This window comes from Streptomyces sp. NPDC039736 (assembly GCF_055596485.1).
Genome location: NZ_JBVIUQ010000014.1, coordinates 97946 through 124159, shown reverse-complemented (window position 1 = coordinate 124159; position 26214 = coordinate 97946). Strand labels below are relative to the sequence as shown.

At 73.8% G+C, this 26214-nt stretch carries 21 protein-coding genes and 1 pseudogene; 14 read left to right on the top strand and 8 right to left on the bottom strand.

Translation table 11 applies throughout. From position 1 onward, the window contains the following. Positions 1 to 87: 87 nt before the first annotated feature. Positions 88 to 1518, top strand: a complete 1431-nt coding sequence (locus tag ACZ56L_RS32475; protein ID WP_468690547.1) for a PP2C family protein-serine/threonine phosphatase — start codon at positions 88 to 90, stop codon at positions 1516 to 1518. Between the two features lie 95 nt (positions 1519 to 1613). Here the strand turns inward: ACZ56L_RS32475 and ACZ56L_RS32470 are convergent, their stop codons facing one another. After that, a complete protein-coding gene (locus ACZ56L_RS32470; protein ID WP_471068254.1) occupies positions 1614 to 3110 on the bottom strand; it encodes a DNA-binding protein NsdB in 1497 nt (498 codons plus the stop codon). A 233-nt stretch (positions 3111 to 3343) separates the two neighbouring features. Between ACZ56L_RS32470 and ACZ56L_RS32465 the strand changes: the two genes are divergently transcribed. The 3 genes from ACZ56L_RS32465 to ACZ56L_RS32455 all read left to right on the top strand — a co-directional run bounded on the left by ACZ56L_RS32465 (position 3344) and on the right by ACZ56L_RS32455 (position 7192). Then, positions 3344 to 4462: an aminoglycoside phosphotransferase family protein gene (locus ACZ56L_RS32465; protein WP_471068251.1), complete on the top strand. Its 1119-nt coding sequence runs from the start codon at positions 3344 to 3346 to the stop codon at positions 4460 to 4462. 363 nt (positions 4463 to 4825) lie between these two features. Beyond that, positions 4826 to 5089, top strand: coding sequence for a GlsB/YeaQ/YmgE family stress response membrane protein (locus ACZ56L_RS32460; RefSeq protein WP_345225721.1), 264 nt, complete (start codon positions 4826 to 4828; stop codon positions 5087 to 5089). A gap of 261 nt (positions 5090 to 5350) precedes the next feature. Further along, the gene (locus ACZ56L_RS32455; protein WP_471068247.1) at positions 5351 to 7192 is read left to right on the top strand and encodes an N-acetylmuramoyl-L-alanine amidase; all 1842 of its coding nucleotides are present in this window, start codon (positions 5351 to 5353) and stop codon (positions 7190 to 7192) included. Positions 7193 to 7223: 31 nt separating this feature from the next. Here ACZ56L_RS32455 and ACZ56L_RS32450 read toward each other — a convergent pair whose 3' ends face one another. Next, entirely contained in the window at positions 7224 to 7721 is a 498-nt protein-coding gene (locus ACZ56L_RS32450) for a hypothetical protein (protein WP_189827555.1), read from the bottom strand. 565 nt (positions 7722 to 8286) lie between these two features. Here ACZ56L_RS32450 and ACZ56L_RS32445 point away from each other — a divergent pair. The 8 genes and pseudogenes from ACZ56L_RS32445 (at position 8287) to ACZ56L_RS32410 (ending at position 18227) form a co-directional block, all read left to right on the top strand. Beyond that, the gene (locus tag ACZ56L_RS32445; protein WP_471068244.1) at positions 8287 to 10452 is read left to right on the top strand and encodes a hypothetical protein; all 2166 of its coding nucleotides are present in this window, start codon (positions 8287 to 8289) and stop codon (positions 10450 to 10452) included. Between the two features lie 97 nt (positions 10453 to 10549). Next, positions 10550 to 12058 carry a GT4 family glycosyltransferase PelF gene (pelF, locus tag ACZ56L_RS32440; RefSeq protein ID WP_468690558.1) on the top strand — a complete coding sequence of 503 codons (1509 nt, stop codon included), beginning with the start codon at positions 10550 to 10552 and terminating at the stop codon, positions 12056 to 12058. Next, entirely contained in the window at positions 12055 to 13452 is a 1398-nt protein-coding gene (locus tag ACZ56L_RS32435; protein WP_471068241.1) for a hypothetical protein, read from the top strand. The genes pelF and ACZ56L_RS32435 overlap by 4 nt, the downstream gene beginning before the upstream one ends. A gap of 101 nt (positions 13453 to 13553) precedes the next feature. Further along, on the top strand, positions 13554 to 14555 hold the full coding sequence (locus tag ACZ56L_RS32430; protein WP_401763073.1) for an SDR family NAD(P)-dependent oxidoreductase: 1002 nt from the start codon (positions 13554 to 13556) through the stop codon (positions 14553 to 14555). 92 nt (positions 14556 to 14647) lie between these two features. Continuing rightward, the gene (locus ACZ56L_RS32425; RefSeq protein ID WP_345225706.1) at positions 14648 to 15361 is read left to right on the top strand and encodes a nucleotidyltransferase family protein; all 714 of its coding nucleotides are present in this window, start codon (positions 14648 to 14650) and stop codon (positions 15359 to 15361) included. 6 nt (positions 15362 to 15367) lie between these two features. After that, positions 15368 to 16249 (top strand): annotated as a pseudogene (locus ACZ56L_RS32420) (NAD-dependent epimerase/dehydratase family protein); the annotation flags it as partial. Positions 16250 to 16566: 317 nt separating this feature from the next. Further along, positions 16567 to 17229: a spherulation-specific family 4 protein gene (locus ACZ56L_RS32415; protein WP_345225704.1), complete on the top strand. Its 663-nt coding sequence runs from the start codon at positions 16567 to 16569 to the stop codon at positions 17227 to 17229. Then, positions 17226 to 18227: an endo alpha-1,4 polygalactosaminidase gene (locus ACZ56L_RS32410; RefSeq protein ID WP_471068238.1), complete on the top strand. Its 1002-nt coding sequence runs from the start codon at positions 17226 to 17228 to the stop codon at positions 18225 to 18227. The genes ACZ56L_RS32415 and ACZ56L_RS32410 overlap by 4 nt, the downstream gene beginning before the upstream one ends. Here the strand turns inward: ACZ56L_RS32410 and ACZ56L_RS32405 are convergent, their stop codons facing one another. Further along, entirely contained in the window at positions 18228 to 18464 is a 237-nt protein-coding gene (locus ACZ56L_RS32405; protein ID WP_345225700.1) for a DUF397 domain-containing protein, read from the bottom strand. A 214-nt stretch (positions 18465 to 18678) separates the two neighbouring features. On the opposite strand from ACZ56L_RS32405, the gene ACZ56L_RS32400 reads away from it, so the two are divergent. Beyond that, the gene (locus tag ACZ56L_RS32400) at positions 18679 to 19464 is read left to right on the top strand and encodes a DivIVA domain-containing protein (protein ID WP_471068235.1); all 786 of its coding nucleotides are present in this window, start codon (positions 18679 to 18681) and stop codon (positions 19462 to 19464) included. Positions 19465 to 19479: 15 nt separating this feature from the next. Here ACZ56L_RS32400 and ACZ56L_RS32395 read toward each other — a convergent pair whose 3' ends face one another. The 4 genes from ACZ56L_RS32395 to ACZ56L_RS32380 form a co-directional block, all read right to left on the bottom strand. Next, a complete protein-coding gene (locus tag ACZ56L_RS32395; RefSeq protein ID WP_471068232.1) occupies positions 19480 to 20664 on the bottom strand; it encodes a thiolase domain-containing protein in 1185 nt (394 codons plus the stop codon). Next, positions 20645 to 21730: a thiolase domain-containing protein gene (locus ACZ56L_RS32390; RefSeq protein ID WP_471068229.1), complete on the bottom strand. Its 1086-nt coding sequence runs from the start codon at positions 21728 to 21730 to the stop codon at positions 20645 to 20647. Before ACZ56L_RS32390 ends, ACZ56L_RS32395 begins: the two co-directional genes overlap by 20 nt. A gap of 3 nt (positions 21731 to 21733) precedes the next feature. After that, positions 21734 to 22675: a Zn-ribbon domain-containing OB-fold protein gene (locus tag ACZ56L_RS32385; protein WP_468690574.1), complete on the bottom strand. Its 942-nt coding sequence runs from the start codon at positions 22673 to 22675 to the stop codon at positions 21734 to 21736. A 282-nt stretch (positions 22676 to 22957) separates the two neighbouring features. After that, positions 22958 to 23779, bottom strand: a complete 822-nt coding sequence (locus ACZ56L_RS32380; RefSeq protein WP_468690577.1) for a crotonase/enoyl-CoA hydratase family protein — start codon at positions 23777 to 23779, stop codon at positions 22958 to 22960. 176 nt (positions 23780 to 23955) lie between these two features. On the opposite strand from ACZ56L_RS32380, the gene ACZ56L_RS32375 reads away from it, so the two are divergent. Next, complete coding sequence (locus ACZ56L_RS32375) at positions 23956 to 25572, top strand: acyl-CoA synthetase (protein ID WP_471068226.1); 1617 nt, start codon at positions 23956 to 23958, stop codon at positions 25570 to 25572. A gap of 115 nt (positions 25573 to 25687) precedes the next feature. On the opposite strand, the gene ACZ56L_RS32370 is transcribed toward ACZ56L_RS32375, so the two are convergent. Then, entirely contained in the window at positions 25688 to 26119 is a 432-nt protein-coding gene (locus ACZ56L_RS32370) for an SRPBCC family protein (RefSeq protein ID WP_471068223.1), read from the bottom strand. Positions 26120 to 26214 lie beyond the last annotated feature (95 nt).

Below are 26214 nucleotides of genomic sequence, written 5' to 3'. Positions count from 1 at the left end.
GCCAGAGTCTTAACGGTCGACTTCCCGCAGACCGTCTCGTAGAGCTCGCACAGATCGTTTCGGCCACTGCCCGTATCGGAGTACGCCATGCCGTCCCCCCTGTTCGCGGACCGATCCGCGCCGCAGCCTCCCGAGCGGGGCGTGGTCGACGCACTGATCACGCAGACCCGCCGGCTGCGCGGGGACATGGACGCGGTCCGCAGGGACGCCCCGCTGGACCTCGGCGACGACGCACAGGTGCGCTGGCAGCGGGCACTGTGCGACCTGGCGGTCAGTCAGCTCGACGAACTCGGCGCGCACCTGGGGCAGTTGAAGGACGGCCTGCCGCCCCTTCCCCTCCCCTCCGCCGAGCTGCCCGAGCAGCGCGCGGGCGGCAGACAGCCCGCCCTCCTCTCCCGCGTCGGCAGCGCCGAGTGGAACCTGCTGACGGACGAGGTGAGCTGGTCCGACGAGCTGTACGAGATCTTCGGACGCACCCGCGCGGACGGCCCGCTCCCGCTGGACGAACTGCCGTCCATGCTGCTGCCCGACGACCAGTGCCTGCTGACCGCCATGGTCACCGACTGCCTGGTCGACGGAAAGCCGATCGACGGCGAGTTCCGCATCCTCCGCCACGGCGACGGCGCGGTGCGCACGCTGCACATGATGGGCGAGCCGGTCCTCGACGACGAGGGCTGCACGGCCTCCATGTGGGCGGTGCTGCGCGACGTGAGCACGCTGCGCCGCACCCAGCGGGCCGTCCGGGACAACCAGGACTCGCTCCAGCACGCCCGGCGCCTCGCCCAGGCCGAGCGCACCGTGGCCGTACAGCTCCAGGAAGCGGTGCTGCCCGCCTGGTGCGGCGCCGCGCCCCCGCTCCCGGTCACGGACACCCTCGACCTCGCCGCCCACTACCTCCCCTCCGCCAGCGGCGAACTCGTCGGCGGTGACTGGTACGACGCGATGGAACTGCCCGACGGCAAGCGGATGCTGACCGTCGGCGGGCTCACCGGTCACGGCGTCACCGCCACCTCCTCCGTGGCGATGCTGCTGGGCGCGCTGCGCGGCCTGGCGCTCGCCGGTGTGCGGCCCGGGGCCCTGATGGGTCATCTCAACCAGTTGCTGGACTCCTCCTCCGCCCACCCGTCGCCGGGCAGTGCCGTGTGCTGTCAGTACGATCCCGCCACCCGCCTCCTCACCTGGGCGCAGGCCGGCCACCCCACGCCGCTGCTGTTCCGCGACGGCCGGGGAACGGCTCTGACCCCGCCGCGCGGCGTCCTGCTGGGAGCGGCGAGCACGGCGGCGTACGAGCAGGCGCAGACGACCCTGAGGGCGGGCGACCTGCTGCTCCTGCACACGGACGGGCTGTCCCGGCGCAGCGCGACGGACGACGAGTGCCGCGGCAGGCTGCTGTCCCTGGCCCCCCGGTTCGCCGACGCCCACAGTGCCCGCGAGTGCGTGCGGCTGGTGCTGGAGGAGTTCGGCGGGAGGGAACGGGAAGAGGACGCCTGTGTGCTGGCCGCCAGAATCGGCGGGTAGCCGCACGTCCGGACGAGCCGTGTCCTGACCCGTGTCGGCGTGCTGTCGGCGTGCCGTGCGGAGGATGCGGTGCGGGTGTCCCACAAGGGGGGCCGCTAGACGGCTGCCCCCGCTCCCCTGGCCCCGCCGGCCTTCTTCGGCATCACACGCTCCAGTTCCTTGCGCAGGTCGTCGATCATGGGGTAGTCCGCGTACTGGGCGGTGAGCCGGTACATGCTGCGCAGCCGGTCCCAGGTGCGGTGCGAGGAGGTCTCGCCCATGGAGTTCAGCGCGAGCCGGGCGTAGCGGTCGGCCTGGTCGGGGTCGTTGCCGATGAAGCACGCCGAGGCCATCGAGATGTGGTCGAAGAGCTTCGAGCGCTGACGGCCGTCCGGCCGCAGCTCCAGGGCGAGCCGGGCGTGCCGCTGGGCGACGGCCGCGGCCGACGGCTCGTGCTCGGCGAGCGTACGGAACGCCAGGGCCTGCATGCCGTGCAGGTCCGCCTCGTCGAACATCTGCATCCAGTTCGGCGCCGGTGTCTTGCCGTCGTCGGAGACGAACAGCTCCTCGGCCTCGCCGAGCGTGCGCCGCATGGCCTGGCCCTGCCCCATGGAGGCCTGCGCCCAGGCCTCGATGGTGTGCAGCATGGCGCGCGTGCGGGGCAGGGCCTGTTCGCCGGAGCCGGACTTGGCGAGCTTCATCAGGTCCAGCGCGTCGTCGGGCTTGCCCAGGTGCACCATCTGGCGGGCCGCCCGGGACAACGCCTCGCCGGCGCGCGGACGGTCGCCGCCCTCGCGGGCCGCGTGGGCGGCGATGACGAAGTACTTCTGCGCGGTGGGCTCCAGGCCGACGTCGTGCGACATCCACCCGGCGAGGACCGCCAGATTGGCGGCCACCCCCCACAGCCGTCGTTGCAGATGGGCGGGCTGGCGGTAGGCGAGCATGCCGCTCACCTCGTTGAGCTGGCCGACGACCGCCTTGCGCTGGAGCCCCCCGCCGCGCGAGGCGTCCCAGGCCCGGAAGACGTCGACCGAGCGCTCCAGGGCGGTGATCTCGTCGGCCCCCACGGGAGCCGCTTCGTACAGGTCGTACCCGGCGCGTTCCACGTGCAGGGGTTCGTTGACGCGCGGCCCGTCGGCCGCGGGCTTGGGGTCGGTGTGCAGCCAGTCGTACATGGCGCTGGTCAGTGCGGAGCCGGCGGCGAGCGCGGCGCCCGCGCCCACCAGGCCGCGTCGGTTGAGCATGAGGTCCATTCCCGTGAATTCGGAGAGGATCTCGGCCAGTTGCTCTGACGTCCACGGCACGCCGTCGGGGTGCTCGGTCTTGCCCGGGGCCCGTCGTCGTCCCGTGCGGCCATGGCGAGTGAACCCGAGGTCCTCGATGGTCACGACACGGCCGAGCCGCTCGGTGAACAGGGCCTCCAGCACCCGGGGCACGGGATCGCGGGGGGACTCCCCCATGTCGATCCAGCGCCGCACCCGTGAGGTGTCGGTGGCCAGTTGGGGGTGGCCCATGGCCGCCGCCTTCCGGTTCACCATTCTCGCGAGTTCCCCCTTGGACCATCCGGTCAGTCCGAACAGGTCGTTCAGGCGGGTGTTGGGTTCTCCGCTCACGTCAAGCCCCCAGGTTCTCGGCTGACTTGACACTAACCCGCCGCGATATGCGTCGCGACTATTCGCCAGGGTTCGCCAGGGTGCGCCAGATGGTGTGCCACCCGCGGCCGGGTCTTAGGTAGAAGTGCGCCACCCCGGCCCGGCAGCCGGCTCGTACTCCCCAGGGTGCGGACCGTCCGCCGGGGCGGGTGGCGCACGCAACTCGTCGGCACACGAAGGGACCTGTACCGCCCATGTACACAGCATCGTCCTCCGTGTCCGCCCCGCCCCGGCCGCACCGTCCGCTGGTGGCGGGCAGCGGACCGTATCTCGATCCGCACCACGCCGCTGCGGGCACCGGGCGGGCGCGGCGCGCGGCGGGGACCGGATCCCAACCGCTGAGCGGGAGACTCGACTTGTCCGGCCCCCAGGGCGCACAGCTTCGGTCCGCTCTCGCGTCGGTGCACCGGATCTGCCCGGAGTTCCAGCCGGTGCAGGTGCTGCGCCGCAGCGGGCGGTCCGTCCTGCTCGTCGGCACCGTGGGCCGCACGACCGCGGTCGCCAAGTGTTTACTCGACAGGTCCGAGCAGTGGACCGAGAGGTTCCGGCACGAGATAGCTGCCTACCGCGCCTTCGTCCGGCACCGCCCACCGGTGCGGGTGCCGCGGCTGATCGCGGCGGACCCCGACCACTGCACCCTGGTGATCGAACGGATGCCGGGCCGGGTGGCGGCCCTGACGCGGCACCCGGCGGAGGCTCCCCCGCGGGCCGACGTCCGGGCCGCGCTCGGCGCGATCGACAAGCTCAACCACTGGCGGCCGGCGGCCGAGATGTTCGGCCGGCCCCTCAACTACGGCAAGCGGCTCACCGACTTCCACGCGCTGGGCCTGTTCACCGACCGTGACCTGGGCGACCTGCAGAAGCTGCTGCACGGCATCTCCCGGTCCTCGCTGCCCTGGCAGTTCTGCCACGGCGACGCCCTGCTCTCCAACATGATCCTCTCCCCGGCCGGTCCCGTGCTGGTGGACTGGGAGCACGCGGGCTGGTACCTGCCGGGGTACGACCTGGCGACCCTCTGGATGATCCTCGGCGACGCCTCCCCGGTGGCACGTCGGCAGATCAGCCAGTTGGCGCAGGCCGCGGGCACGGCCGCCCGGGACGCGTTCCTGGTGAACCTGATGCTCGTGACGACGCGGGAGGTCCGCCGTTACGAGGCGAAGGTGCAGCGCACCATGCGCGAGGCCCCCTCGGCGGGCACGCCGGCCGGCCCCGGTGTCCCGCCGGGCGAAGAGCAGCGGCTGCTGCTGCGCCGGCTGCACGACGACTGCGCGCTGGCCCGCCGGGCGGTGCGGGCGGCGGTCGGCACCCGCTGAGGACACCCGCCGCTTTCCGGGCCCGGGGTGGCCGGGGAGCGGCGGTGGTGGAGGGGAAGGGCGGAGGGCAGTGCCTGGGCGCGGGCACTGCCCTCCGCGCTGTGCGGGCTCCCCCCTTGGGGCGGCTCGGGCCTTGAGAGGGGTCGGGCCTTGTGGGGTTCCGGGTCTTGTGGGACTTCGGCTGGGACTTCGGCTCCTGTGAAGTCCCGGGCCGAAGGTCCTCCGGGGTTCGGGACCTTCGGCCCTTTGTGTGGCAGATGGGCCGCTTTGGTGCTTGTGATGCGTTTCGGGCTCCGGTGCGGGGAAAGCAGGAAGAAGCTCCGGCCGACGCCGGATTTCTTTTCGCACGGAGGTAGGAACACTGTGGGCATCATCGCGTGGATTCTGATCGGTCTGCTTGCCGGAGCCATCGCCAAGGCCCTGATGCCGGGCAAGGACCCGGGCGGCTGCCTGGTGACCATGCTGATCGGCATCGTGGGCGGACTGCTGGGCGGCTGGCTCGGCAAGGTGATCTTCGGGGTCAAGTCGATCGACGGCTTCTTCTCGCTGTCGACGTGGATCGCGGCCATCATCGGCTCGGTGATCGTGCTGGCGCTGTACCGGGTGGTCACGGGACGCAAGGGCTGACGTCCCGGCGGACGGCGCGTGCCGAGCTCCGCGCCGGGGGCGAGCCGTTGTCGTATCGTCCGATCAGGTGGCGTACGCCGACCGGCGGTAGCTGCCCCGCAGACCGCAACACCCTTGCTCCGCAAGGCTTTTGACGGGTACCAGGCCCGCTCACGACATGTCGCCGTGCGACGTGCCGTGAGCGGGCCTGCGCCGTTCGCGGGCGGCCGGTGGGCATCATGAGCGGTTCCGCCGCCCGCTGACGTGCCACCGGAGGACGCCTTGCACCGTTCCGTCACCAGAACGGGGGGCGTCGCGGCAGCCGCCGCCCTCCTGCTCGCCCTCGCCCCGCTCGCCGCGTCCGCCGACGCCTCCGCCCCGTGGACGCGCACGGCACACGCGGCCAATTCCCTGCAACGCGCCTTCGGTGCGGCCGCCGAACGGTACGGCGTCCCGGCGGACCTCCTGCTGGCGGTGTCCTACCTGCGGTCCCGCTGGGACTCGCACGGCGGCGCGCCCAGCGTCGGCGGCGGTTACGGGCCGATGCACCTGACGGACACCCGGACCCCCTGGCCCCGGCTCGCCCCGGGCGCCGGGATGCTGGCGCAGGCCGCGGCGCTCACCGGGCTGCCCGAGGAGGAGCTGCGCACGGACCCGGCCGCCAACGTGCACGGCGGGGCGGCCCTGCTGGCCGCCGCGCACCGCCGATCCGGCGGTGCGCCCGGCGCCGGCCCGGAGCACTGGCGGGGAGCGCTGGCCCGGTTCTCCGGGGCCCGGGAGCCCGCCGCGGCACGGGCGTACGCGGACGAGGTGTACGCCGTACTGCGGGAGGGGCAGCGCCGTACGAACGACGACGGTCAGCACGTCGTCCTGCGGGCGGACCGCGGTGCCGCTCCCGCCGCCGGGGCCGCCGCGCCCACCGGCTCCGCGGAGTGCCCGGCCACGGTGTCCTGCGAGTGGATTCCCGCGCCGTACAAGGAACTTGATGGTTCGTCGGACGGCGATTTCGGCAACCACGACCTGGCCGAACGCGACCGGACGGGCAGCGTCGACTACATCGTCGTGCACGACACCGAGGGCTCCTGGAACACCGCGCTGCGGCTCGTGCAGCGGCCCGACTACGTGTCCTGGCAGTACACCCTGCGCTCGTCCGACGGGCACGTCGCCCAGCACGTACCGCTGAAGGACGTCGCCTGGCACGCCGGGAACTGGTACACGAACGCCACCTCGGTGGGGCTGGAGCACGAGGGATTCCTGACCGCGCCCGACGCCTGGTACACGGAGGCGATGTACCGCGCGTCCGCCCGGCTGACCCGCCACCTCGCGGAGCGTTACGACATCCCGCTCGACCGGCTGCATGTCATCGGCCACGACAACGTGCCCGGCGGCACTCCGGAGGCGGTGCGCGGGATGCACACCGATCCCGGCCCGTACTGGGACTGGGCGCACTACTTCGAGCTGCTGGGCCGGCCCTTCGTGGCGACGGCGGGCCCGGACAGCGCGGTGGTGACCGTACGGCCGCGGTACGAGACGCACCGCCCGGCGTACACCGGCTGCGGCAAGCAGGCGGCGCAGCCGTGTCCCGGGCACGCGTCGGGCGCGGTGCGGCTGCACACCGCGCCGGACGCCGAGGCCCCGCTGGTGCGGGACGCAGGACGCGGCCGGGACTCGACCATTCAGGTGAACGACACCGGGGCCCGGGCCTCGACCGGGCAGAGCTTCGCGGTGGCGGAGCGGCGCGGGGACTGGACGGCGATCTGGTACCTGGGGCAGAAGGCCTGGTTCGCGAACCCGGCCGCGCGGCCGACCGCGGTGAACACCGGGGCCCGGCTGCTCACCCCGCGCGAGGGGCGGGAGTCGATCGCGGTGTACGGCAGGGCCTACCCGGAGGAGTCCGCGTATCCGGCAGATGTGCCGGCGCAGCCGGTCGTCCCGCTGCCGTACCGCGTTCCCGCAGGTCAGCGGTACGTAGTCGGGGAGCGTACGCGCGGTGCGTACTTCCACGCGAAGGAGTTCGGGAAGCCGGGGCGGGTGATCCGGGGCGAGGAGGTGTACTACGAGATCCAGTACGGGCACCGGATCGGGTACGTGAAGGAGTCCGACGTGCGGGTGCTGGGCAGCTGAGCCGCCCGGCCCGGGTGCGGACCGCCGCGGGTCAGCCCTGGAACATCTCCGCCGGGAGCGGCTTCAGCAGTGCGTACAGGTCGTCGGTGATCGGCCGGTCCCAGCTCGCGATGGTGACCAGCACGTTGTCGCTGCGGTCGAACTGCACGCAGGAGATCCGGCTCTCGGAGAGCTTGAGGCGACGCACGATGAGGAGGTTGTCGCCCTGCATGACGGGCACGTCCTCGGTGCTGACGACCTCGACCTCCTCGTCGTTCTCCAGCGCCAGCAGGAGCTGCGCGACCTCGAAGGGGACCTGCCCCTCGCCGAGCTCGCGGGCCGGTGCCCCCTCGGGGAGGTTTCCGATGACCATCGCGGGGCCGCGCCCGCCGAACAGGTCGTAGCGCAGGAAGACGCCCTGGCAGGTGCCGTCGGGGGCGGGCAGCAACCCGGCGCCGAGGTTGCCCGGCCAGTCGCCCGGGTCCATCGCGAGGACGTCGAAATCCGGCCCCGTGGGCGTGGCGGAGGGGCGGCGGCGGAGGAAGGACATGCGGACATGGTACGTGGCCGGGGCGGGCGGCGTTCAAGTGGTGGGCCCTCCCCCGGCGGCCCCTCGGGGGGGTGGGGGTCCCGGGCACGACGGCTGCCCCTCGTCCCGTGCGGTGCGGAGCGGGCGGCCGGTGCGGTCTTCGGGGCGGGAGGAGCGGGCGGTGGCCGGTGTCCGCCCCGGGTACCCGGTTCTCTCCCGCTTCCGCGGCGCTCGCCGTGCGGGGCGTGCCGGGGTGCCCGCGCGGTTCCCCGCGCCCCTTTCCAGGGCTCTGCCCGCCCTCGGGCGCCGGCGGGCGGAGCGGACTGGATCATGGGGCCGGAAGGCGCCCGCACCCACCGTCGCCGTCCCGCCCGGGCGGTCGTCTCGTGCCCGTGCCTCCGGATCGACACCTACTTTTTTTCGTCAGGTTTCACATCAGGCACACAAATGCTGCACTCAGGAGTGAATATGTGAGTCAACAGCGTGCGTCGACGGCTCCCCGTGCGGGGGCCGCCGCCGTGACGGGGGTGGGGGGCCGCCCGGTGCCGCTGCACCGTGGGGTCCGTTCGGGAGGGAAGCACACCGCATGAAACGTCTCAGACGTCAACGCGCGCTCGGCACGGGGGCATTACTGCTGGCCCTGGGCCTGTCGGCGGCACCGGCGGGCGCGCTCCCGCTTCCGGCCGGGGCGGCCGAGGAGCAGCCGCGCGTCGACCTGCGCGTGCTCGTCGTCAGCGACGGCGGCCCCGGCACCGCCGCCGTCGCCGCCGAACTGGAGGGCGCGGGGACTCCGTACACGACCGTCGAACTCGGCGACGCGCAGCGGCCGTTGATCGACGCGGCGTTCCTCGCCGACACGGTGGACGGGCGGCCCCGGGCGAAGTTCCAGGCGGTCGTGCTGCCGAACGACAACCCGTTCCCGGCCGGTTCCGCCGAGATGGCGGCGCTGGTGGCGTACGAGAAGACGTACGCGGTGCCGCAGGTGGACGCGTACACCTACGCCTCCCCGCAGAACGGTCTCCAGACGCCCCTCTACAGCGGGTCCGTGGACGGCGTGCGCGCCGAGGTGACGGCGGCGGGCCGCGGCGGGCCCTTCGGCTATCTCGAAGGGGCCGTGCCGTTCGAGGACAACTCGCCGACCGTGGGCGAGAGTTATGCCTTCCTGGCCCGCCCGGCGGCGGGGGCGGACTTCACGACGTACGTCGAGGCCCCGATCCCCGGCGGCACCGGCACGGGCAGTCTGGTCGGCGAGTACCGGCACGACGGGCGGCGCGAGCTGGTCGTCACCTTCGCGTACAACCAGCACCAGCAGCAGTTCCGCCTGCTGGCGCGCGGCATCGTCGACTGGATGACGCAGAACGTCCGGCTCGGCGCGGCCCGCAACTACTTCGCCGTGCACGTGGACGACGTGTTCGCCGCCGACGACCGCTGGGACGCCGCCCTCAACTGCACACCGGGCGACGTGGACTGCCCGCCGGGCCAGGGGCGGCCGAACCCGATCCGGATGACCGCGGCCGACGCCGGCCACGCCGCCGACTGGTCCCGCGCCCGGGACTTCACCCTGGACATGGCGTACAACGGCGGCGGCAGCGTCGAGCACCGGGAGAACAACAACGGGGCCGACCCGCTCACCGACGCGTTCGTGGCCCGGCGGGACGACTTCCGCTGGATCAACCACACCTACGACCACCCCTTCCTCGGCTGCGAGCAGAACGTCTCCTCGGTGCCGTGGACGTGCGCGAAGAACCCCGACGGGTCGGTGAAGTACGTCAGCCAGGCCGAGACGTCCCGGCAGATAGCCGACAACCGGCAGTGGGCGGCGGCCGCCCGACTGCCGGTGGCGAACGACGAGTTGGTGACCGGTGAGCACTCCGGGCTGAGGGTCTCGCCGCAGCAGCCCGAGGACAATCCGAACCTGGCCCCCGCGCTCGCCGCGCAGGGCGTCGGCTGGCTCGGCTCCGACAGTTCGCGCGAGCCGCAGCAGCGGCAGGTGGGTCCGGCGAAGACCGTCTCGCGCCACCCGATCAACATCTTCTACAACGCGGGCAGGGTCGCCGAGCAGGTCGACGAGTACAACTGGATCTACACCAGTCGCTCCCAGGGCGGCAGCGGCCTCTGCGAGGACCTGGCGAACACGACCTGCCTGCCCGCCCCGCTGGACGCGGCGAGCGGGTTCGCGCGGTACATCGTGCCGCAGGAGATCTCCACCGCGCTGGGGCACGTGCTGGGCAACGACCCGCGCCCGCACTTCATCCACCAGTCCAACCTGGCCGAGGAACGCATCGCCTATCCGGTCCTGGACGGCACCCTGAAGCGCTACGACGACCTTTACACGGCGTCCGCGCCGCTGGTGAACCTGCGCATGCGCGACATCGGCGCCGAGCTGCGCGACCGGGCCGCCTGGAAGTCGGCCCTGGACGCCGGTCAGGTCACCGCGTACCGCGTCGGCGACACGGTGACCGTGCGGGCCCCGGCCGGTGTCCGGGCCACGGCCACCATGCCCGACGGCACCCGCCGGGTGACCGCCTCGGGCACGGACGCCTTCGGGCAGGCGTACGCGGGGACGGTCTCCGGGTGGGCCGCGCCGGACGGCGGGCAGAGCGCGGTGACGCTGCAACTGGCGGAGGCCCCGCGGGCCGGCGCCGCATCCGGGAGGGCCGCCCCGCTCACCTCCCCGCCGCTCCGGGTCCCGCCGCGCGCTCCGGTCCCGCCCGGGGTCGCCCGCCCGGTCCCGCACCAGGCGCAGCGCTAGCCACGCACCACCGGGGGCGCGCACGCCGCCCCCGCCACCGAGGGGTGCGCGCGCACCCCGGCCCCTTCCGCACCCCTTCCCGCCGTGGAGCGCATCGATGCCCGATCCGCACCGCGCACAGCACTCCGGTGCCGTGCGCGTCACCCTCCTCACCGAAGGCACCTACCCGCACCACCACGGCGGGGTGAGCGTCTGGTGCGACCAGCTCGTCACCGGGATGCCGGACATCGGCTTCGACGTCGTCGCGGTCACCGGCACCGGCCGCGAGCCCCGCGTCTGGGACGTTCCCGGCCATGTCCGCGACGTCCGGTCGGTGCCCATGTGGGGGCCCGCCCCCGTCGGCGCGCCGCCGCGCGGCCGTCGGCGGCGGCTGCTGATGGCGTCGTACGAGCGGTTCCTGACGGCGCTGCTCGACCCGGGCGCCGAGGACGGGTTCGCGCCCGCCCTGTACGAGCTGGCGCACGCCGCCCGGGACGGGCTGCTCAGCCCGGCGCTGCGCGGCGACGACGCGATCCGGGTGCTCACCGACGTGTGGAACCGGCCCGGTCTTCCGGTCGGCGAGGCGTCGCCGACCGTGCACGACGCGGTGACCGCCACCGGGCTCCTGGAGCACGCGCTGCGCCCGCTGTCCACGCCCCCGCCGCAGGCCGGCGTCTCGCACGCGGTCAGCGGCGGGGTGGCGGTCCTGCCGGGGCTGGCCGCGTTGCAACTCCACGGTGTGCCGCTGCTGTTGACGGAGCACGGGGTGTATCTGCGCGAGCGCTACCTCGGCTACCGCACCGGCCCCTACCGCTGGCCGGTCAAGGCGGTGCTGCTGGGCTTCTTCCGGCTGCTCGCCGAAGAGACGTACCACAAGGCCGCGTTGATCACACCGGGCAACCGGTACAACCGGCTCTGGGAGGAACAGGGCGGCGCACCACCGGAGTTGATCCGTACCGTCTACAACGGCGTCGACCCGGCCGCCTTCCCGCCCGCCGGACCCGAACCGGCCGGGCCCACCCTGAGCTGGGCGGGCCGGGTCGACCCGATCAAGGACCTGGAGACGCTGATCCGGGCCTTCGCCCAGGTGCGGGCGGAGCTGCCGGCCGCGCGGCTGCGGCTGTTCGGCGGCACCCCGCGCGGCGGGGAGGCGTACCGGGAGCGCTGCGAGGCGCTCGCCGCCGAGCTGGGGCACGGCGACGCGGTGACCTTCGAGGGCCGGGTCGACGACATCAAGGACGCGTACGCGGCGGGCAACGTGGTGATGCTCTCCAGCATCAGCGAGGGGTTCCCCTTCACGCTCATCGAGGCCATGTCCTGCGGGCGGGCCACCGTGTCCACGGACGTGGGCGGGGTGCGCGAGGCGGTCGGCGACACCGGTCTGGTGGTGCCGCCGCGCGACCCGTCCGCGATGGCGGCGGCCGCGCTGGAGCTGCTGCGGGCCCCGGCCCGGCGGGCGGCGATGGGCGAGGCGGCCCGGCTGCGGGTGATCGAGCAGTTCACGCTGCGGCAGACGGTCGACACCTTCCGGGAGATATACGTCGGCCTGGCGTCCGGCACCGCGCGCGCCGCCCGGTCCGACGCCGACCGCTCCGGTGCCGGGCGGCTGCGGCAGGTGGCCGGATGAGCGGCCCGGTCTCGCTGGAGCAGCACCGCGGCAAGGAGGACACGCTGACCCTGCGCCTGGCCTCCCCCTCGCAGGTCACCGCGGCGCTGCGGCTGCCGCGCATTGGCGCGGGCCGCCGGGTGCACCCCGACGACGCGGTGGACGAGCTGGCGGCCCGGCTCGCCGAGCGGATCGGGCCGGCGGTGCACCCGTACGAGGTGGCCGCCCTGCTGGAGTCCGAGGGCCTGACCGGTGAGGCGATCACCGAGAAGTACGGGCACCGAGACCTCTTCTCGCTGGCCGACGACCTCTTCACACGGGTGCCGCGCGACTTCCCGGAACCGCCGGGGGCCGTCGATCCGTGGACGCCGGACCCGGTGCGGTGCGCGTTGCGGGGGGCGCTGTTCGGGCTGCCGGGGCTGGCGTATCCGCTCACCTCCGGGCTGTGGTTCTCCGACGGTGCGGTGGCCGCGCTGGTCGTGGCGGGCCTCGTGTCCTGGGCGTGGAGCCAGGGGCTCGCGCACCGGGCGTACCTGCGGCTGGCCTCCGGGCGGCACGAGGCGGGGCGGACGCTGCTGTACGGGGCCCCGGCGGGCGCGCTGCTGGCGTCGGGGGCGGCCACCGCGCTGGCCGGGCCCACCCCGGCGGCCCTGTTCGCGGTGTGGCAGTCGGTGTACCTCGCGGCGGCCGGGGTGCTGCTGGTGTTCGCCCGGGAGCGGCTGCTGCTGGCGACGCTGGTGCCGGTGATCGGCGGGGCGGCGGTGCTGCCGTGGGCGGACCCGGGGCCGTGGGTGCGGGCCGGACTGCCGGCGCTGACCGCCGTGCTGGTGGTCGCCGCGGCGGGCCGGGCGACGCGTGCCGCGGTACGGGAGGACCCCGCGCCCGGTGCGCTGCGGCCCGGCGTGCTGGTGTCGTTGCCGTACGGGCTGTTCGGCCTGGGGGCGGGCGTGCTGGTGATGTGCGCGGGGCTCCGGCATCCGTGGGCGGTGATCGTGCTCACGCTCAGCATGGGCCCGGCCGAGTGGCTGCTCTTCCGCTACCGGGGGCTGTCGGTCGCGGCGCTGCGCCGGGCCAGGACACCGGCCGGATTCCGGCGCACGTCGGCGCTCGTGCTGGGCGGTTGTCTGGCCGTCTACCTGCTGCCGCTGGCGCCGGCGGCGTACGTCGCCGGGGCCGGGATCGCGCCGCTCCTCGCGCTGGCCGCCGTTCTGTGGACGGCGCTGCTCCTCCAGGCGTTCGGAATCGCCTGGATTCCGGCGGCGCTGACGCTGTGCGCGGCGGCCGGGGTGGCGGCGGACGCCCTCCTGCGACCACCGGCGGGCCCGCTGGTGCCGCTGCTGTGGTGCGGGGTCGCGGCCGTGGGGCTGCTGGCGTGCGCGCTGCACCTGCTCGGGCGTCCCACGGCGCACGCCTGAGCCCCTTCTCCCTCCCCGGTCTCCGGGACACCCCGGCCCCCGGGGCTCCTCCGGGGCGACTCCTGCCCCTTTCCTCCCGACAACCCGTAAGGACGCTCACCTTGACCACCTCACCGCTCGCCGCCGTCACCGGGGCCGAGGGCTTCATCGGCTCCCACCTCACCGAAGCGCTCGTGGCCGCCGGGTTCCGGGTGCGTGCCATGGCGCAGTACAACTCCTTCTCCTCCTTCGGCTGGCTGGAGACCCTCGCGCCGGACGTCCTGGACCAGGTCGAGATCGTCCTGGGCGACGTCCGCGACCCCGGTTCGGTGCGGGCCCTGGCGGAGGGCGCGGAGGCCGTCTACCACCTGGCGGCCCTCATCGCGATCCCGTACTCCTACCAGGCGCCGCACAGTTACGTGGACACCAACGTCACCGGCACCCTCAACGTCCTGGAAGCGGTACGGGCGCTGGGCACCCCGCGCCTGGTGCACACCTCCACCAGCGAGACGTACGGCACCGCGCAGACCGTGCCGATCACCGAGGACCACCCGATCAACACCCAGTCCCCGTACGCCGCTTCGAAGGCGGGCGGCGACCGGCTGGCCGACAGTTACCACGCCAGCTTCGCCACCCCGGTCGTCACGCTGCGCCCCTTCAACACCTTCGGCCCCCGGCAGTCGATGCGGGCGGTCATCCCGACCGTGATCGGCCAGGTCGCGGCGGGCTCGCGCACCATCACCCTGGGCGACCTGCGCCCCACCCGGGACTTCACCTTCGTCAAGGACACCGCGCAGGCGTTCCTCGCGGTGGGCACCGCGCCCGCCGAGGACGTGGTGGGGCGGACCTTCAACGCCGGTACCGGCGGCGAGATCTCGGTCGGCGACCTGGTGCGGCTGATCGGCAAGGTGATGGAGGCCGACCTCGACGTGCGGGAGGACGAGCAGCGCATCCGGCCCGCGAACTCCGAGGTGATGCGCCTGGTCGCGGACGCGTCCCGGCTGGCCGCGGCCACCGGGTGGAGCCCGGCGTACGACCTGGAGCAGGGCCTCGCCGCCACGGCTCGATTCTTCGGCGACCCGGCGAACCTGGCCCGCTACAAGACGGACATCTACAACATCTGACGCAGCATCACCTCACGCGGCGTCACCCCTCGCTCGACTGCGCACAGCACCACTCACCCCGCCGGTTCCGCGTTCCACTCAGGGAGGCCACCATGCACGCTGTGATACTCGCCGGAGGCAAGGGCGTCCGGCTGCGGCCGTACACCACCGCCCTGCCCAAGCCGCTCGTTCCGATCGGCGACCAGCACGCCATCCTGGAGATCGTGCTGCGGCAGCTGTCGTCCGCCGGATTCACCAGTGTCACGCTCGCGATCGGGCACCTCGGGCACATCATCCGCGCCTATGTCGGCGACGGCGAACAGTGGGGCCTGAAGGTCGACTACGCCACCGAGGACAGCCCGCTGGGCACCATCGGCCCGCTGCTCAACCTGCGCGACAAGCTCCCGGAGTCGTTCCTCGTGATGAACGGCGACATCCTCACCGACCTCGACTACGCGGACGTGCTGGCGAGCCACCGCGCCTCGGCCGCACCGCTCACCATCGCCACGTACGCCCGTCAAGTCCGCATCGACTTCGGGGTGCTGACCACGCGGGAGAGCGAGGTGGTGGCCTTCACGGAGAAGCCCAGCATGGACTACCGGGTCTCGATGGGGGTGTACGGCGTCTCCCGCGACACCCTCGCGAACTACACCGCCGGCCTGCCGCTCGGCTTCGACGAGTTGGTCCTCGACCTGCTGCGGGAGGGCACTCCCCCGCACGCCTACGCGTTCGACGGCTACTGGCTCGACATCGGCCGCCCGGACGACTACGACCGGGCGAACGCGGAGTTCACGACGCACCGCTCGCTGCTGCTCAAGGGAGCCTGAGGAACGATGCGCGTACTCGTACTGGGGGCGACCGGCTATCTGGGCCGGCACGTCGTGGAGCGGCTGGGGTCCCTCGCGGACGTCCGGCTGCTGAGCGGCGGCCGGGGGCCCGGGGCCGGTCTGCGGGTGGACCTGGGCTCGGTCGGCGTCGGTGAACTGTCGGACGCGGTCGGGGAGTTCGGCCCGGACGCGGTGGTCAACTGCGCGGGCGCGGTGGGCGGTGACGCGGTCACGCTGGCCGAGGTCAACGCGCGCGGCCCGGCCGTGCTGGCGGCGGCCCTGCGCCGGGCCGCGCCCGGGGCCCGCCTGGTCCAGCTGGGCTCGGCGGCCGAGTACGGGCCGACCTCCCACGGCATCCGGGTCACCGAGACCGACCCGACCCGCCCGGTGGGCCTGTACGGGGCCACCAAGCTCGCCGGGACGGTGGCCGTGACGGCCTCGGGCCTGGACGCGGTGGTGCTCCGGGTCGGCAATCCGGTGGGCCCCGGCGCACCGTCGGCGGGACTGCCGGGCAGGCTGGCCGGTGAGCTCCTGGCGGCGGGCACGGACGCGGACGCGGTGATCCGGCTCGGCGACCTCTCCGCGTTCCGCGACTTCGTGGACGCGCGGGACGTGGCGGAGGCCGTGGCGCTCGCGGTCACGGCGCCGGGCCCGCTCCCGCCCGTCCTCAACGTCTCGGGCGGCCGGGCCCTGCCGGTGCGCGAGCTGGTCCAGTGCCTGGTCCGCGTCTCGGGCTTCCGGGGACGGCTGGCGGAGAACACGGGGGAGGCGCCCTCGCGCACGGCGGAGGTGTCCTGGCAGTGCTCGGACATCAGCTACACGGGCAGCACCCTGGGCTGGCGCCCCCGGCACTCGCTGGAGGAGTCGGCACGGGCGCTGTGGGAGGCGACAGCATGGGGGCAGGGGCGGCGGGAGTGCGCTCCTCGTGGGGGACACGGGGAGGCGGCGAACGCCGGTCCTGAGCACGGGCAGGGGGCTGGACCGGCTCCCGCGCCGGGTTCCGGGCAGACCCACGCGCCCGCGGCCCCGCACACGCCGGGCCCGGGCACCGCTCACCGTCCGGGACCGCACGCCCCGGGGGTCAGGGCCGGCTCCCACCCGGACGCCCACGGGCCGGGGGCGGCGGTGCGCTCCCGGACGGAATCCCCGGCCCGCAACGCCCGTGCCGGGGGGCCCGCCCGGACGCCGCTCCCGGACGCCCCGCGGTGAGCTACCTGCTGCCGCTGTACGCGCACCCCGCCGTGGACCCCGAGGCGTGGCGGCTCGCCGCGCGCGCCGGGGACCGGGTCCGCGGCGTGGTGCTGAACGCCGCCGACGGTCCCGGCGGGCGGCTCGACCCCGCGTTCGCCTCCGCCGCCGCCGACCTGCGTGCGGCGGGGGTGCCCGTGCTGGGCTACGTCGACCTGGACTACGGGGCGCGCCCGGCCCCCGAGGTCGCCGCCGACCTCGGCCGGCACCGGGAGTGGTTCGGCGTCGACGGCTGGTTCTTCGACCGGGCCCCCGCCGAGCGCGCCGGGCTCGCGGCCTGCCGCAGGACGGTCCGCTCCGCACGCCGCACGGGTGCGCGGACCGTGGTCCTCAACCCGGGCGTGCACCCCTCCCCGGGGTACGCCCGCATCGCCGACCTGGTCGTTACCTTCGAGGGGCACTGGACGACGTACGTCGCCGGATTCCACCGCCCCCGCTGGACGGAACACCACCCTCCGGAACGCTTCTGTCATCTGGTGTACGGAGTCCCCCGCGCCCTGTCCGGGGTGGCGGCCCGCACCGCGCGCGCCCGGGGCGCGGCGGTGAGCTGCGCGGTCGGCGGCGAACTCCCCAACCCGTGGACGGCGCTGCCGCCCGAACTCCTGGAGCACGCGTCATGAACCCCCTGCCGCACCGGGCCGCTCCCGTACGGAAGAGGCGGGCGCGCCCGGTGCTTCCCGTGGTGCTCCTGGTGCTTCTGGTGCTGCTCGGGGTCGCGGGGTGCTCGTCCACCGGTACGGACGGCGATCCGGGCGGGTCCCCGGAGGCCGCAGGTACTGCTCCCGCACCCGTCACCCCCGCGCCGTCGCCCGCCACGTCCCCGCTCCCCACCGGCACGGCGGCCCCCGGCAGCGCCTCCCGCCCGCCGTCCTCCGCGCCGCCGTCCCGCAGGGACACGGCCACCCGTCCCGCCGCCCGCCGCATCTGGCAGCCCCGCCCGGGCACGGCCTGGCAGTGGCAGTTGGACGGGCGGGTGGACCCCCGTACCGACGTGCCCGTCTACGACATCGACGGCTTCGAGAACACCGCGGCCGACGTGGCACGGCTGCACGCGGACGGCCGGAAGGTGATCTGCTACATCAACGCGGGCGCGTGGGAGGACTTCCGGCCCGACAAGGGCGACTTCCCCGAGGCGGTCCTCGGCGGCGCGAACGGCTGGGCGGGCGAGCGCTGGCTCGACATCCGCCGCGTCGACGTGCTGCGCCCGCTCATGGAGAAACGCTTCGACATGTGCAGGGCGAAGGGCTTCGACGCGGTCGAGCCCGACCTGATGGACGGCTACCAGAACGACACCGGTTTTCCGCTGACCGCCGCCCACCAGCTCACGTACAACAGGATGCTCTCCACGATCGCCCACGAACGCGGCCTGGCCGTCGGACTCAAGAACGACCTGGAGCACGTCCCGCAGCTCGTGCGCCACTTCGACTTCGCGGTCAACGAGCAGTGCGCGGAGTTCGACGAGTGCGAGCGCCTGCGCCCCTTCATCGCGGCGGGCAAGGCGGTCTTCCACGTCGAGTACGCCGTGCCCAACGGCGAGTTCTGCGCCGCCGCGCGCCGGCTCGGGCTGTCCTCGATGCGCAAGAACCTCGACCTGGACTCCTGGCGCAAGCCCTGCTGATCAGCGCACGTCGAAGGCTCCGGCCCGGGCGTTCAGCACGAAGGTCCGCCACTGCGCGGGATCGAAGACGACCGAAGTCGCCACCGGATGCGCGGCGTTGCGCATCGCGATGAACCCTTCCACGAAGGCGATCTGCACGTCTCCCGCTCCCCCGGCCCCGGACTGCCAGTCCGCCCCGCTGAGATCGAGCTCCTGCCGCGCCCGCCCCACCGCCCCGTACCGCGTACTCGTCGCCACCGTCGTGCTCCTCCCGCATCGCCGTCGTCCGCGAGCCACCCTAGTCACCGCACCGGACGACGGACAGGGTGCGGTCGGCGGCCGGACCGGCAACGTGCTTTCCGGGGAAGGCACTTGTCCGCCCCGGCGGTGCCCTTTCGCTGTCCCGCACGGGGAACGGCCCCTACCATTCCCGGAAAACTCTGATCACGGACTCGACCGAACGGGGGCGGACATGGCGCGGTACAGCAGTGGCGGCGACACCAGGCGGGGCCTGGGGGCCATGGGCCTGGTCATCGGGGCGTTCCTCCTGCTGGGCGGCGGCTGCGCGGCGGCGGACTCCGAGTCCCCCCGGTGCGGCGGCGAGAGCATGAAGCCGGGGGACGCCTGTGTCGGCGGCGGGGCGTACGACGGCTACGAGGAGAAGCGGGAGCAGGCGGGCCAGGCCTCGTACTGGCTGCTGCGCGTGGGCGGCGGCCTCGTCCTGGCCGGGGGCACGGCCCTGGCCGTCGGCCCCGTCGCCGACGCGGCAGGGAGCCTGCGCTCCGCCGCACGCCGCAGGTCCCGTGCACGGCCGGCCCCGCCGTCGCCTGCCTCCCCGTCCCCTCTGGGCCCGGCTCCCGCAGCCACACGGCGCTCTGCGAGCCCGAACCCGGCCGCCCGGCCCGCTCCCCGGCCCACTGTGCGAACCACGGCGAACCCGAACCCGGCCACCCGACCCGCCCCCGGGCCGGTCCGCCCCGCCCCGCCTCGTACGCCGACCCTCCAGGAGCAGTTGGCCGAGGAGCTGGCGGGCGTCCGGTTCCCGGCGTCACGCCTGCAGCCGGGGTACGACCAGGCGGAGGTCGACACGTTCCTCGCCCGTATCCGCGCCGGTCTCCTGGGGACGGGCCCCGCCGTGAGCCCCGCGCGGATCGGCGGGGCCGTCTTCGGCACGGCGGGCCACCGGCAGGCGGGTTACGACCGGCGCGCCGTCACCGCCTTCCTCACCGCTCTCGCGGGCTCCCTCCGCACCGGCTGACCCCCGCACCCCCGCTCACCCGCCCGGCTGCTCCGCCCCCACCACCCACATCGCGAAGAACTGCGACCCGCCGCCGTAGGCGTGCCCCAGCGCGGTGCGCGCGCCGTCGATCTGGTGCTCGCCCGCCCGGCCGCGCACCTGGAGGGCCGCCTCGGCGAAGCGGATCATGCCCGATGCGCCGATGGGATTGGTGGACAGGACGCCGCCCGAGGGGTTCACGGGAAGGTCGCCGTCGAGTCCGGTGACGCCGGCCTCGGTGAGTTTCCAGCCCTCGCCCTCGGCGGCGAAGCCCAGGTTCTCCAGCCACATGGGCTCGTACCAGGAGAACGGGACGTACATCTCGACCACGTCGATCTGGCGGCGCGGATCGGTGATGCCCGCCTGCCGGTAGACGTCGGCGGCGCAGTCCTTGCCCGCCTGCGGCGAGACGAAGTCCTTGCCCGCGAAGAGGGTGGGCTCGCTGCGCATGGCGCCGCCGCGCACCCAGGCGGGCGGGTGCGGGGCGCGGGCCGCGCCCGCCCGGTCGGTCAGGACCATGGCGCAGGCGCCGTCGGACGAGGGGCAGGTCTCGGAGTAGCGGACGGGGTCCCACAGCATGGGGGACGCCTGGACCTTCTCCAGGGTGAGGGTGGGGTCCTTGAGGTGGGCGTAGGGGTTCTTGAGGGCGTTGCGGCGGTCCTTGTACGCGACGAGGGAGCCGATGTGGTCGGGCGCGCCCGAGCGGCGCATGTACGCGCGGACGTGCGGGGCGAAGAAGCCGCCCGCCCCGGCGAGGAGGGGCTGCTGGAAGGGGACGGGGAGGGACAGGCCCCACATGGCGTTGGACTCGGACTGCTTCTCGAAGGCGAGGGTGAGGACGGTGCCGTGCACACGGGCGGCGACCAGGTTGGCGGCGACGAGGGCGGTGGAGCCGCCGACGGAACCCGCCGTGTGCACGCGGAGCATGGGCTTGCCGACCGCGCCGAGCGCGTCGGCGAGGTAGAGCTCCGGCATCATGACGCCCTCGAAGAAGTCGGGGGCCTTGCCGATGACGACGGCGTCGATGTCCGCCCACGCCAATTCGGCGTCGGCGAGGGCGCGTTGGGCGGCCTCGCGGACCAGTCCCGCGATCGAGACGTCGTGCCGGGCGGAGACGTGGGCGGTCTGGCCGACGCCGACGACGGCGACGGGCTCCTTGTGGCTAGCGCGTTCGGTGCTCATGGGGCTCCCCCTCCAGGATTGCTACCAGGTTCTGCTGAAGGCACGGGCCCGACGTGGCGTGCGCCAGCGCGGCGTCGGACGCGCCGCGGTGGATGCGGGCGGCGGCCTCGCCGATGCGGATGAGGCCGGCCGCCATGATCGGGTTGGCGGCGAGCGCCCCGCCGGAAGGGTTGACGGTGATGTCGTCGCCGAGGCCGAGCGCCTTGCGCAGGACGACTTCCTGGGAGGTGAAGGGGGTGTGCAGCTCGGCGGTGTCCAGGTCGATCTCGTACGCCCCGGCGCGTTCGGCGGCGAGCCGGGTGGACGGCGAGTCGGTGAGGTCGCGGACACCGAGGCCATGGGCCTCGATGCGGTGGTCGATGCCGCGTATCCAGGCGGGCCGCGCGCAGAGTTCGCGGGCGCGGTCGCCCGCCGCGAGGACGACGGCGGCGGCTCCGTCGGAGACGGGCGGACAGTCGGCGGTGCGCAGGGGGCGCACCAGGTAGTCGCCTGACGGGACGTCGCCCTTGAGCTGGGCGTGCGGGTTGGCGACGGCGTCCGCCCTGCTGCGGGAGGCGACGGCGGCGAGCGCGGGTTCGTCGGTGTCGCCGGCGTCGATGAGGGCCTGTGCCTGGAGGGCGGCGAGCGACACGGAGTCGGGCCACAGCGGGGCGAGGTAGTACGGGTCGAGCTGGCGGGTCAGGACGTCGCGGACCTGCCCGGGCGAGGACTTGCCGTACGCGTACACGAGCGCGGTGTCGGCCTCGCCGGTGAGGATCTTCACCCAGGCCTCGTACAGCGCCCAGGCCCCGTCCATCTCGACGTGGGACTCCGAGATCGGCGGCCAGGCGCCGACGCCGTCCAGGGCCATGGTGAAGGAGAAGGCGCGGCCCGCGAGGTAGTCGCTGGAACCGGAGCAGGTGAAGCCGATGTCGCTGGTCTTCAGGCCGGTCTCGGCGAGGACCCGGTGCAGGACCGGCATGAGCATCTCGACCTCGGAGAGCTCGTCGGTGCGTCGGCGGTGGTCGGTCTGCGCGAAGGCGACGACGGCGACGTCGCGCAGCGGCCGCGCGGGGGTGGCGGGCATGGCTCAGATCAGCTCCTTGAACGCGTCGTAGTCGGCGTCCGGTTCGCCGGTGGGCCGGTAGTGGTCGGGGTGGCGGGCGTCCCCGGTCCACACCGGTTCGACGCGCAGCCCCATCCGGACCTGGTCGTACGGGATGCCCGCGATGCGGCCGTGCAGGGCGAGGTCGGCGCCGTCGAGGGCGATGTGCGCGTAGACGTACGGCACCTCGATGTCCAGGTTCTTCGCCTTGATGTTGACGATGCAGAAGGTGGTGACGGTGCCCCTGGGGCCGACCTCGACGCGCTCGGCGGTGGCGACGCCGCAGGTGGGGCAGGCGCCGCGGGGCGGCACGTACACCTTGTGGCAGGAGGGGCAGCGTTCGCCGACGATGCGGTGGTCGGCGAGGGCGGTGAGGTGGTCGGTGGGGGCCCGGCCGGGGGTGTAGGTGTAGTCGAGTCGGGCGGGCGCGGTGAAGAGGGTGGTCATGTCGTCGAACTCGCCGCTGTGCGGGGCGGGTTGGTGCCCGTTCTCGCTCTCGTACGGTTCGAAGCAGGCGATGTCGGTGATGGCGCCGGTGCGTTCGCCGGCCCAGCGGACGCGGACGCGCATGCCCGAGTGGAGCTGCTCCGGCCCGGGGGCGTCGAGGGCGTGCAGGAGGGCGGTGTCGGCGCCGTCGAGCCGGACGAGGACCCAGGCGAAGGGGGTGGCGAGGGGCTGGAAGGGGCGGGGCCGCGGGTTCCAGGCCCAGGTGGTCACCGTGCCGGTGGGGGCGACCTCGACGAGGTCGCGGAGCTCGGCGGCGGTGGCGGGATCGTACTCGGTGGGCGGGCAGAGGACCTGCCCCGATGCGGTGCGCACGCCGAGGAGGGTGCGGTGGCGCAGCCCGGACAGGAAGGCGGACTGGACGGGCCCGAGGGAGCGGGTGAAGGGGAATTCGAGGGTGAGGGGGGCTTTCAGGATGGGCATGGGAGAGGCCTCCGGTGTGCGAGGGGATGTGTTGTTGGTTGCGCCGACGGGTGGGGCCGAGGGGGTGTGCAGAGCCTTTCGGCAGATCACCGCGAGTGCGGGCGGCTTCCGGCGGATCGGCCCCCAGCCCCACCCCTTCGTCCGAGGCCGACGGCTTGGCGGCAGGGGCCGGGGCGGTCCCCCGGTCCGCCGCACGGCCGCCGACCACGCGTCCCCGGCCGGCGGCCGGTCCGTCGACCGCCGGACGGACCGTCGACCGCCGGACAGTCCGCGCCGCCCCCCCTACCGCCGCCGGAACACCGCCTCCCTCCCCTCCGCGAACGCCCGCGCCCCCTCCTTCGCGTCCTCGGTGTCGAAGACGGGCCACCCCCGCTTCAGCTCCGCCGCCAGGCCCTCCTCCTCCGGCAGTTCCGCCGCCTCGTAGACCGACGCCTTCACCGCCTCCACCGCCAACGGACCGCAGGCATTGACCCGTTCGGCGATCTCCAGCGCCGCGTCCAGCGCCGTCCCGTCCGGGACCACCCGGCCGACCAGCCCGATCCGGGCCGCCTCCTCGGCCCCGTACGGCCGCCCCGTCAGCAGCATCTCCAGCGCGTGCGTGCGGGCGATCTGCCGCGGCAGCCGCACCGTCGAGCCGCCGATCGGGAACAGCCCCCGCCGCACCTCGAAGAGCCCGAAGGTGGCCGAAGCCCCTGCCACACGGATGTCCGTGCCCTGGAGGATCTCCGTGCCGCCCGCCACGCAGTGGCCCTCGACGGCCGCGATCACCGGCTTGCGCGGCCGGTGGTGGCGCAGCATCGCCTTCCAGTGCAGGTCGGGATCGGCCTTCATCCGGGCGCGGTACGCGTCCGCGTCGCCGCCCGTCGCGCGCTGCCCGGCGAGCGCCTTGAGGTCCATGCCCGCGCAGAAGCAGCCGCCCGCCCCTGTCAGGACCACCGACCGCACGGAGTCGTCCGCGTCGGCCTCCAGCCAGCCGTCGTACAGCCCGACCAGCATCGGCAACGACAACGCGTTCTTCGCCTCCGGCCTGTTCAGGGTGAGCACCAGCGTGGCGCCCTCGCGCCGCACGGTGAGGTGTTCCGTACCCGAGTCCGTACCGGACATGACCGTCCTCCCGTCGTCAGACCTGGAACAGGTTGCAGGAGAGGACCCGCCACTTCAAGAGTTTCCTGACAGTCAGTCAGATTTGTTCGGCGCACGCCCTTCCCACTTGAGGCGCCCTTTGCTGTGATGACCGGCACGTCAACTCGCCCGTGCGCAACCGGGGTTCAGGAGGAACGGTGGAGTACAACCTTGCCGACCTGTTCGAGTCGGTCGTCGACGCGGTCCCCGACCGCGAGGCACTCGTGTACGTCGACCATCCCGGTACGGGCGCCGAACGCCGTCTCACCTACGCCGAGCTGGACGCGGCCGCGAACCGGCTCGCGCACCACCTGATGGACGCGGGCCTGAAACCGGGCGAGCACCTGGGGCTGCACCTCTACAACGGCGTCGAGTACCTCCAGACGGTCCTCGCCTGCCTGAAGGCGCGCCTCGTCCCCGTGAACGTCAACTACCGCTACGTCGAGGAGGAGTTGGTCTACCTCTACCGCGACGCGGACCTCGCCGCGCTCGTCTTCGACGCGGAGTTCACCGAACGGGTGGCCGCCGCGCTCCCCCGCACGCGGAAGCTGCGCCATCTGCTGCGGGTGGGGCCGCCGGCCGGTGACGCCCCGGACATCGGCTGTGTGGAGTTCACGGCGGCGGAGGCGTCCGGGTCCCCCGAGCGGGGCTTCCCGGAGCGCTCGGCCGACGACCTCTTCATCATCTACACGGGCGGCACGACCGGCATGCCCAAGGGGGTGATGTGGCGTCAGGAGGACCTGTTCTTCGCGGGGCTGTTCGGCGGCGACCCCACCGGCAGTCCCGTCCGGCGTCCCGAGGAACTGGCCGAGCGGGTCGCGGCCGGCGGTGCGGGCCTCGCCTTCTTCCCCGCTCCCCCGCTGATGCACGGCACCTCGACGCTCACCTCGTTCATCGCCTTCCACTACGGCCAGCGGGTCGTCATCCACCGCAAGTACGTGCCCGAGGAGGTGCTGCGGACCATCGAGAAGGAGCGCGTGTCGAGCGTGTCGCTGGTCGGCGACGCGATGCTGCGCCCCCTGGTGGACGCCCTGAACGGCCCCCTGAAGGGCACCGACCTCTCCTCGCTGTTCAGCGTCTCCTCCTCCGGGGCGATCATGTCGGAGACGGTCCGCGCCCAGTTCCAGGAGCTGGTGCCGAACGTACTGCTGCTGAACAACTTCGGCTCCTCCGAGTCCGGTTCCAACGGCAGGGCCACCGACGACTCCGGCCCCGAGAAGGGCTTCCGGCTGGAGGTCAACGAGCGGACGAAGGTGGTCGATCCGGCGACGTACGCACCCGTGGGCACCGGCAAGATCGGCCGCCTCGCCCAGTGCGGCCACGTCCCGCTCGGCTACTACAACGACCCGGGGAAGACGGCGGAGACCTTCTTCCAGCGCGACGGCGCGCGCTGGGTGCTCCTCGGCGACATGGCGACCGTCGACGCGGACGGCGTCGTGACCGTCCTCGGCCGGGGCTCACAGTGCATCAACACCGGCGGCGAGAAGGTCTACCCGGAGGAGGTCGAGCAGGCGCTGAAGTCCCATCCGGACGTGTACGACGCGCTGGTCACCGGAGTGCCGGACCCCACCTGGGGCAACCGGGTGGCGGCCGTCGTCCAGGTCCGCGAGGGCGCCGCCCCGCCGGACCTGGCCGCGATCCAGGACCACTGCCGCACCCGGCTCGCGGGTTACAAGATCCCCCGCAAGCTGGTGCTCACCGACCGTGTCCACCGCTCACCGAGCGGCAAGGCCGACTACCGCTGGGCGAAGGCGACGGCAGCCCGCCAGGACTGACCCCCGCCCGCCCCTCGCTCCTCCGGCAGTGTCCACACTGCCCGCCAGGACCGTCCCCCGCCCACCGCTCCTCCAGCAGTGCCGGCATCACCCGCCGGAACCGCGCCCCGCCCTCCTACCGCTCCTCAAGCAGTGCCCGCATCGCCCGCCCGAACACCGCCCGGCCCGCCGCCGCCAGCAGCGGATCGCAGAACCGGGGCAGCCCGCGCAGCCGCAGGTCCTCGGTCCAGGTCACGTGCGCCCCGGGCCCTCCCCCCGGCTCGGGGCGGACGTCGATCTCGGCCCAGCCCGTCACCACCCGCCCGCTCTTCTCCAGGCGGCAGTGCTCCGGGGGCCGCCACACCACGACCTCCATCGGGTCGTCGAACCCGATCCGGCCCAGCCGGGTGCGCGCCACGAAGCGGGTGCCCTGCCGGGTCGGCGGATCGGTGCCGAAGACCATCCGGGTGAAGGGGACCTGGGCGGCATGCCGTTCCCAGGCGGTGAGCCTGCGCCACGCCTCGTCGGGGGCGAGGTCCGTGCGGTCGGTGATACGGAAGAGGGCCACGGGACCCACGGTACGCACTCCACGCGTCCGGCACCCGTCGGAGTGTCACGGCCTTGTCACACGAAAGGGTGGCACTCTCCCTGGAACAGCCCTTT

Excerpts from the sequence above, each read along its gene's own strand:
- ACZ56L_RS32385 (WP_468690574.1), bottom strand. The coding sequence starts at position 22,675 with ATGCCCATCCTGAAAGCCCCCCTCACCCTCGAATTCCCCTTCACCCGC.
- ACZ56L_RS32390 (WP_471068229.1), bottom strand. The coding sequence starts at position 21,730 with ATGCCCGCCACCCCCGCGCGGCCGCTGCGCGACGTCGCCGTCGTCGCC.
- ACZ56L_RS32465 (WP_471068251.1), top strand. The coding sequence starts at position 3,344 with ATGTACACAGCATCGTCCTCCGTGTCCGCCCCGCCCCGGCCGCACCGT.
- ACZ56L_RS32410 (WP_471068238.1), top strand. The coding sequence starts at position 17,226 with ATGAACCCCCTGCCGCACCGGGCCGCTCCCGTACGGAAGAGGCGGGCG.
- ACZ56L_RS32395 (WP_471068232.1), bottom strand. The coding sequence starts at position 20,664 with ATGAGCACCGAACGCGCTAGCCACAAGGAGCCCGTCGCCGTCGTCGGC.
- ACZ56L_RS32450 (WP_189827555.1), bottom strand. The coding sequence starts at position 7,721 with ATGTCCTTCCTCCGCCGCCGCCCCTCCGCCACGCCCACGGGGCCGGAT.
- ACZ56L_RS32445 (WP_471068244.1), top strand. The coding sequence starts at position 8,287 with ATGAAACGTCTCAGACGTCAACGCGCGCTCGGCACGGGGGCATTACTG.
- ACZ56L_RS32400 (WP_471068235.1), top strand. The coding sequence starts at position 18,679 with ATGGCGCGGTACAGCAGTGGCGGCGACACCAGGCGGGGCCTGGGGGCC.
- ACZ56L_RS32435 (WP_471068241.1), top strand. The coding sequence starts at position 12,055 with ATGAGCGGCCCGGTCTCGCTGGAGCAGCACCGCGGCAAGGAGGACACG.
- ACZ56L_RS32475 (WP_468690547.1), top strand. The coding sequence starts at position 88 with ATGCCGTCCCCCCTGTTCGCGGACCGATCCGCGCCGCAGCCTCCCGAG.
- pelF (WP_468690558.1), top strand. The coding sequence starts at position 10,550 with ATGCCCGATCCGCACCGCGCACAGCACTCCGGTGCCGTGCGCGTCACC.
- ACZ56L_RS32425 (WP_345225706.1), top strand. The coding sequence starts at position 14,648 with ATGCACGCTGTGATACTCGCCGGAGGCAAGGGCGTCCGGCTGCGGCCG.
- ACZ56L_RS32380 (WP_468690577.1), bottom strand. The coding sequence starts at position 23,779 with ATGTCCGGTACGGACTCGGGTACGGAACACCTCACCGTGCGGCGCGAG.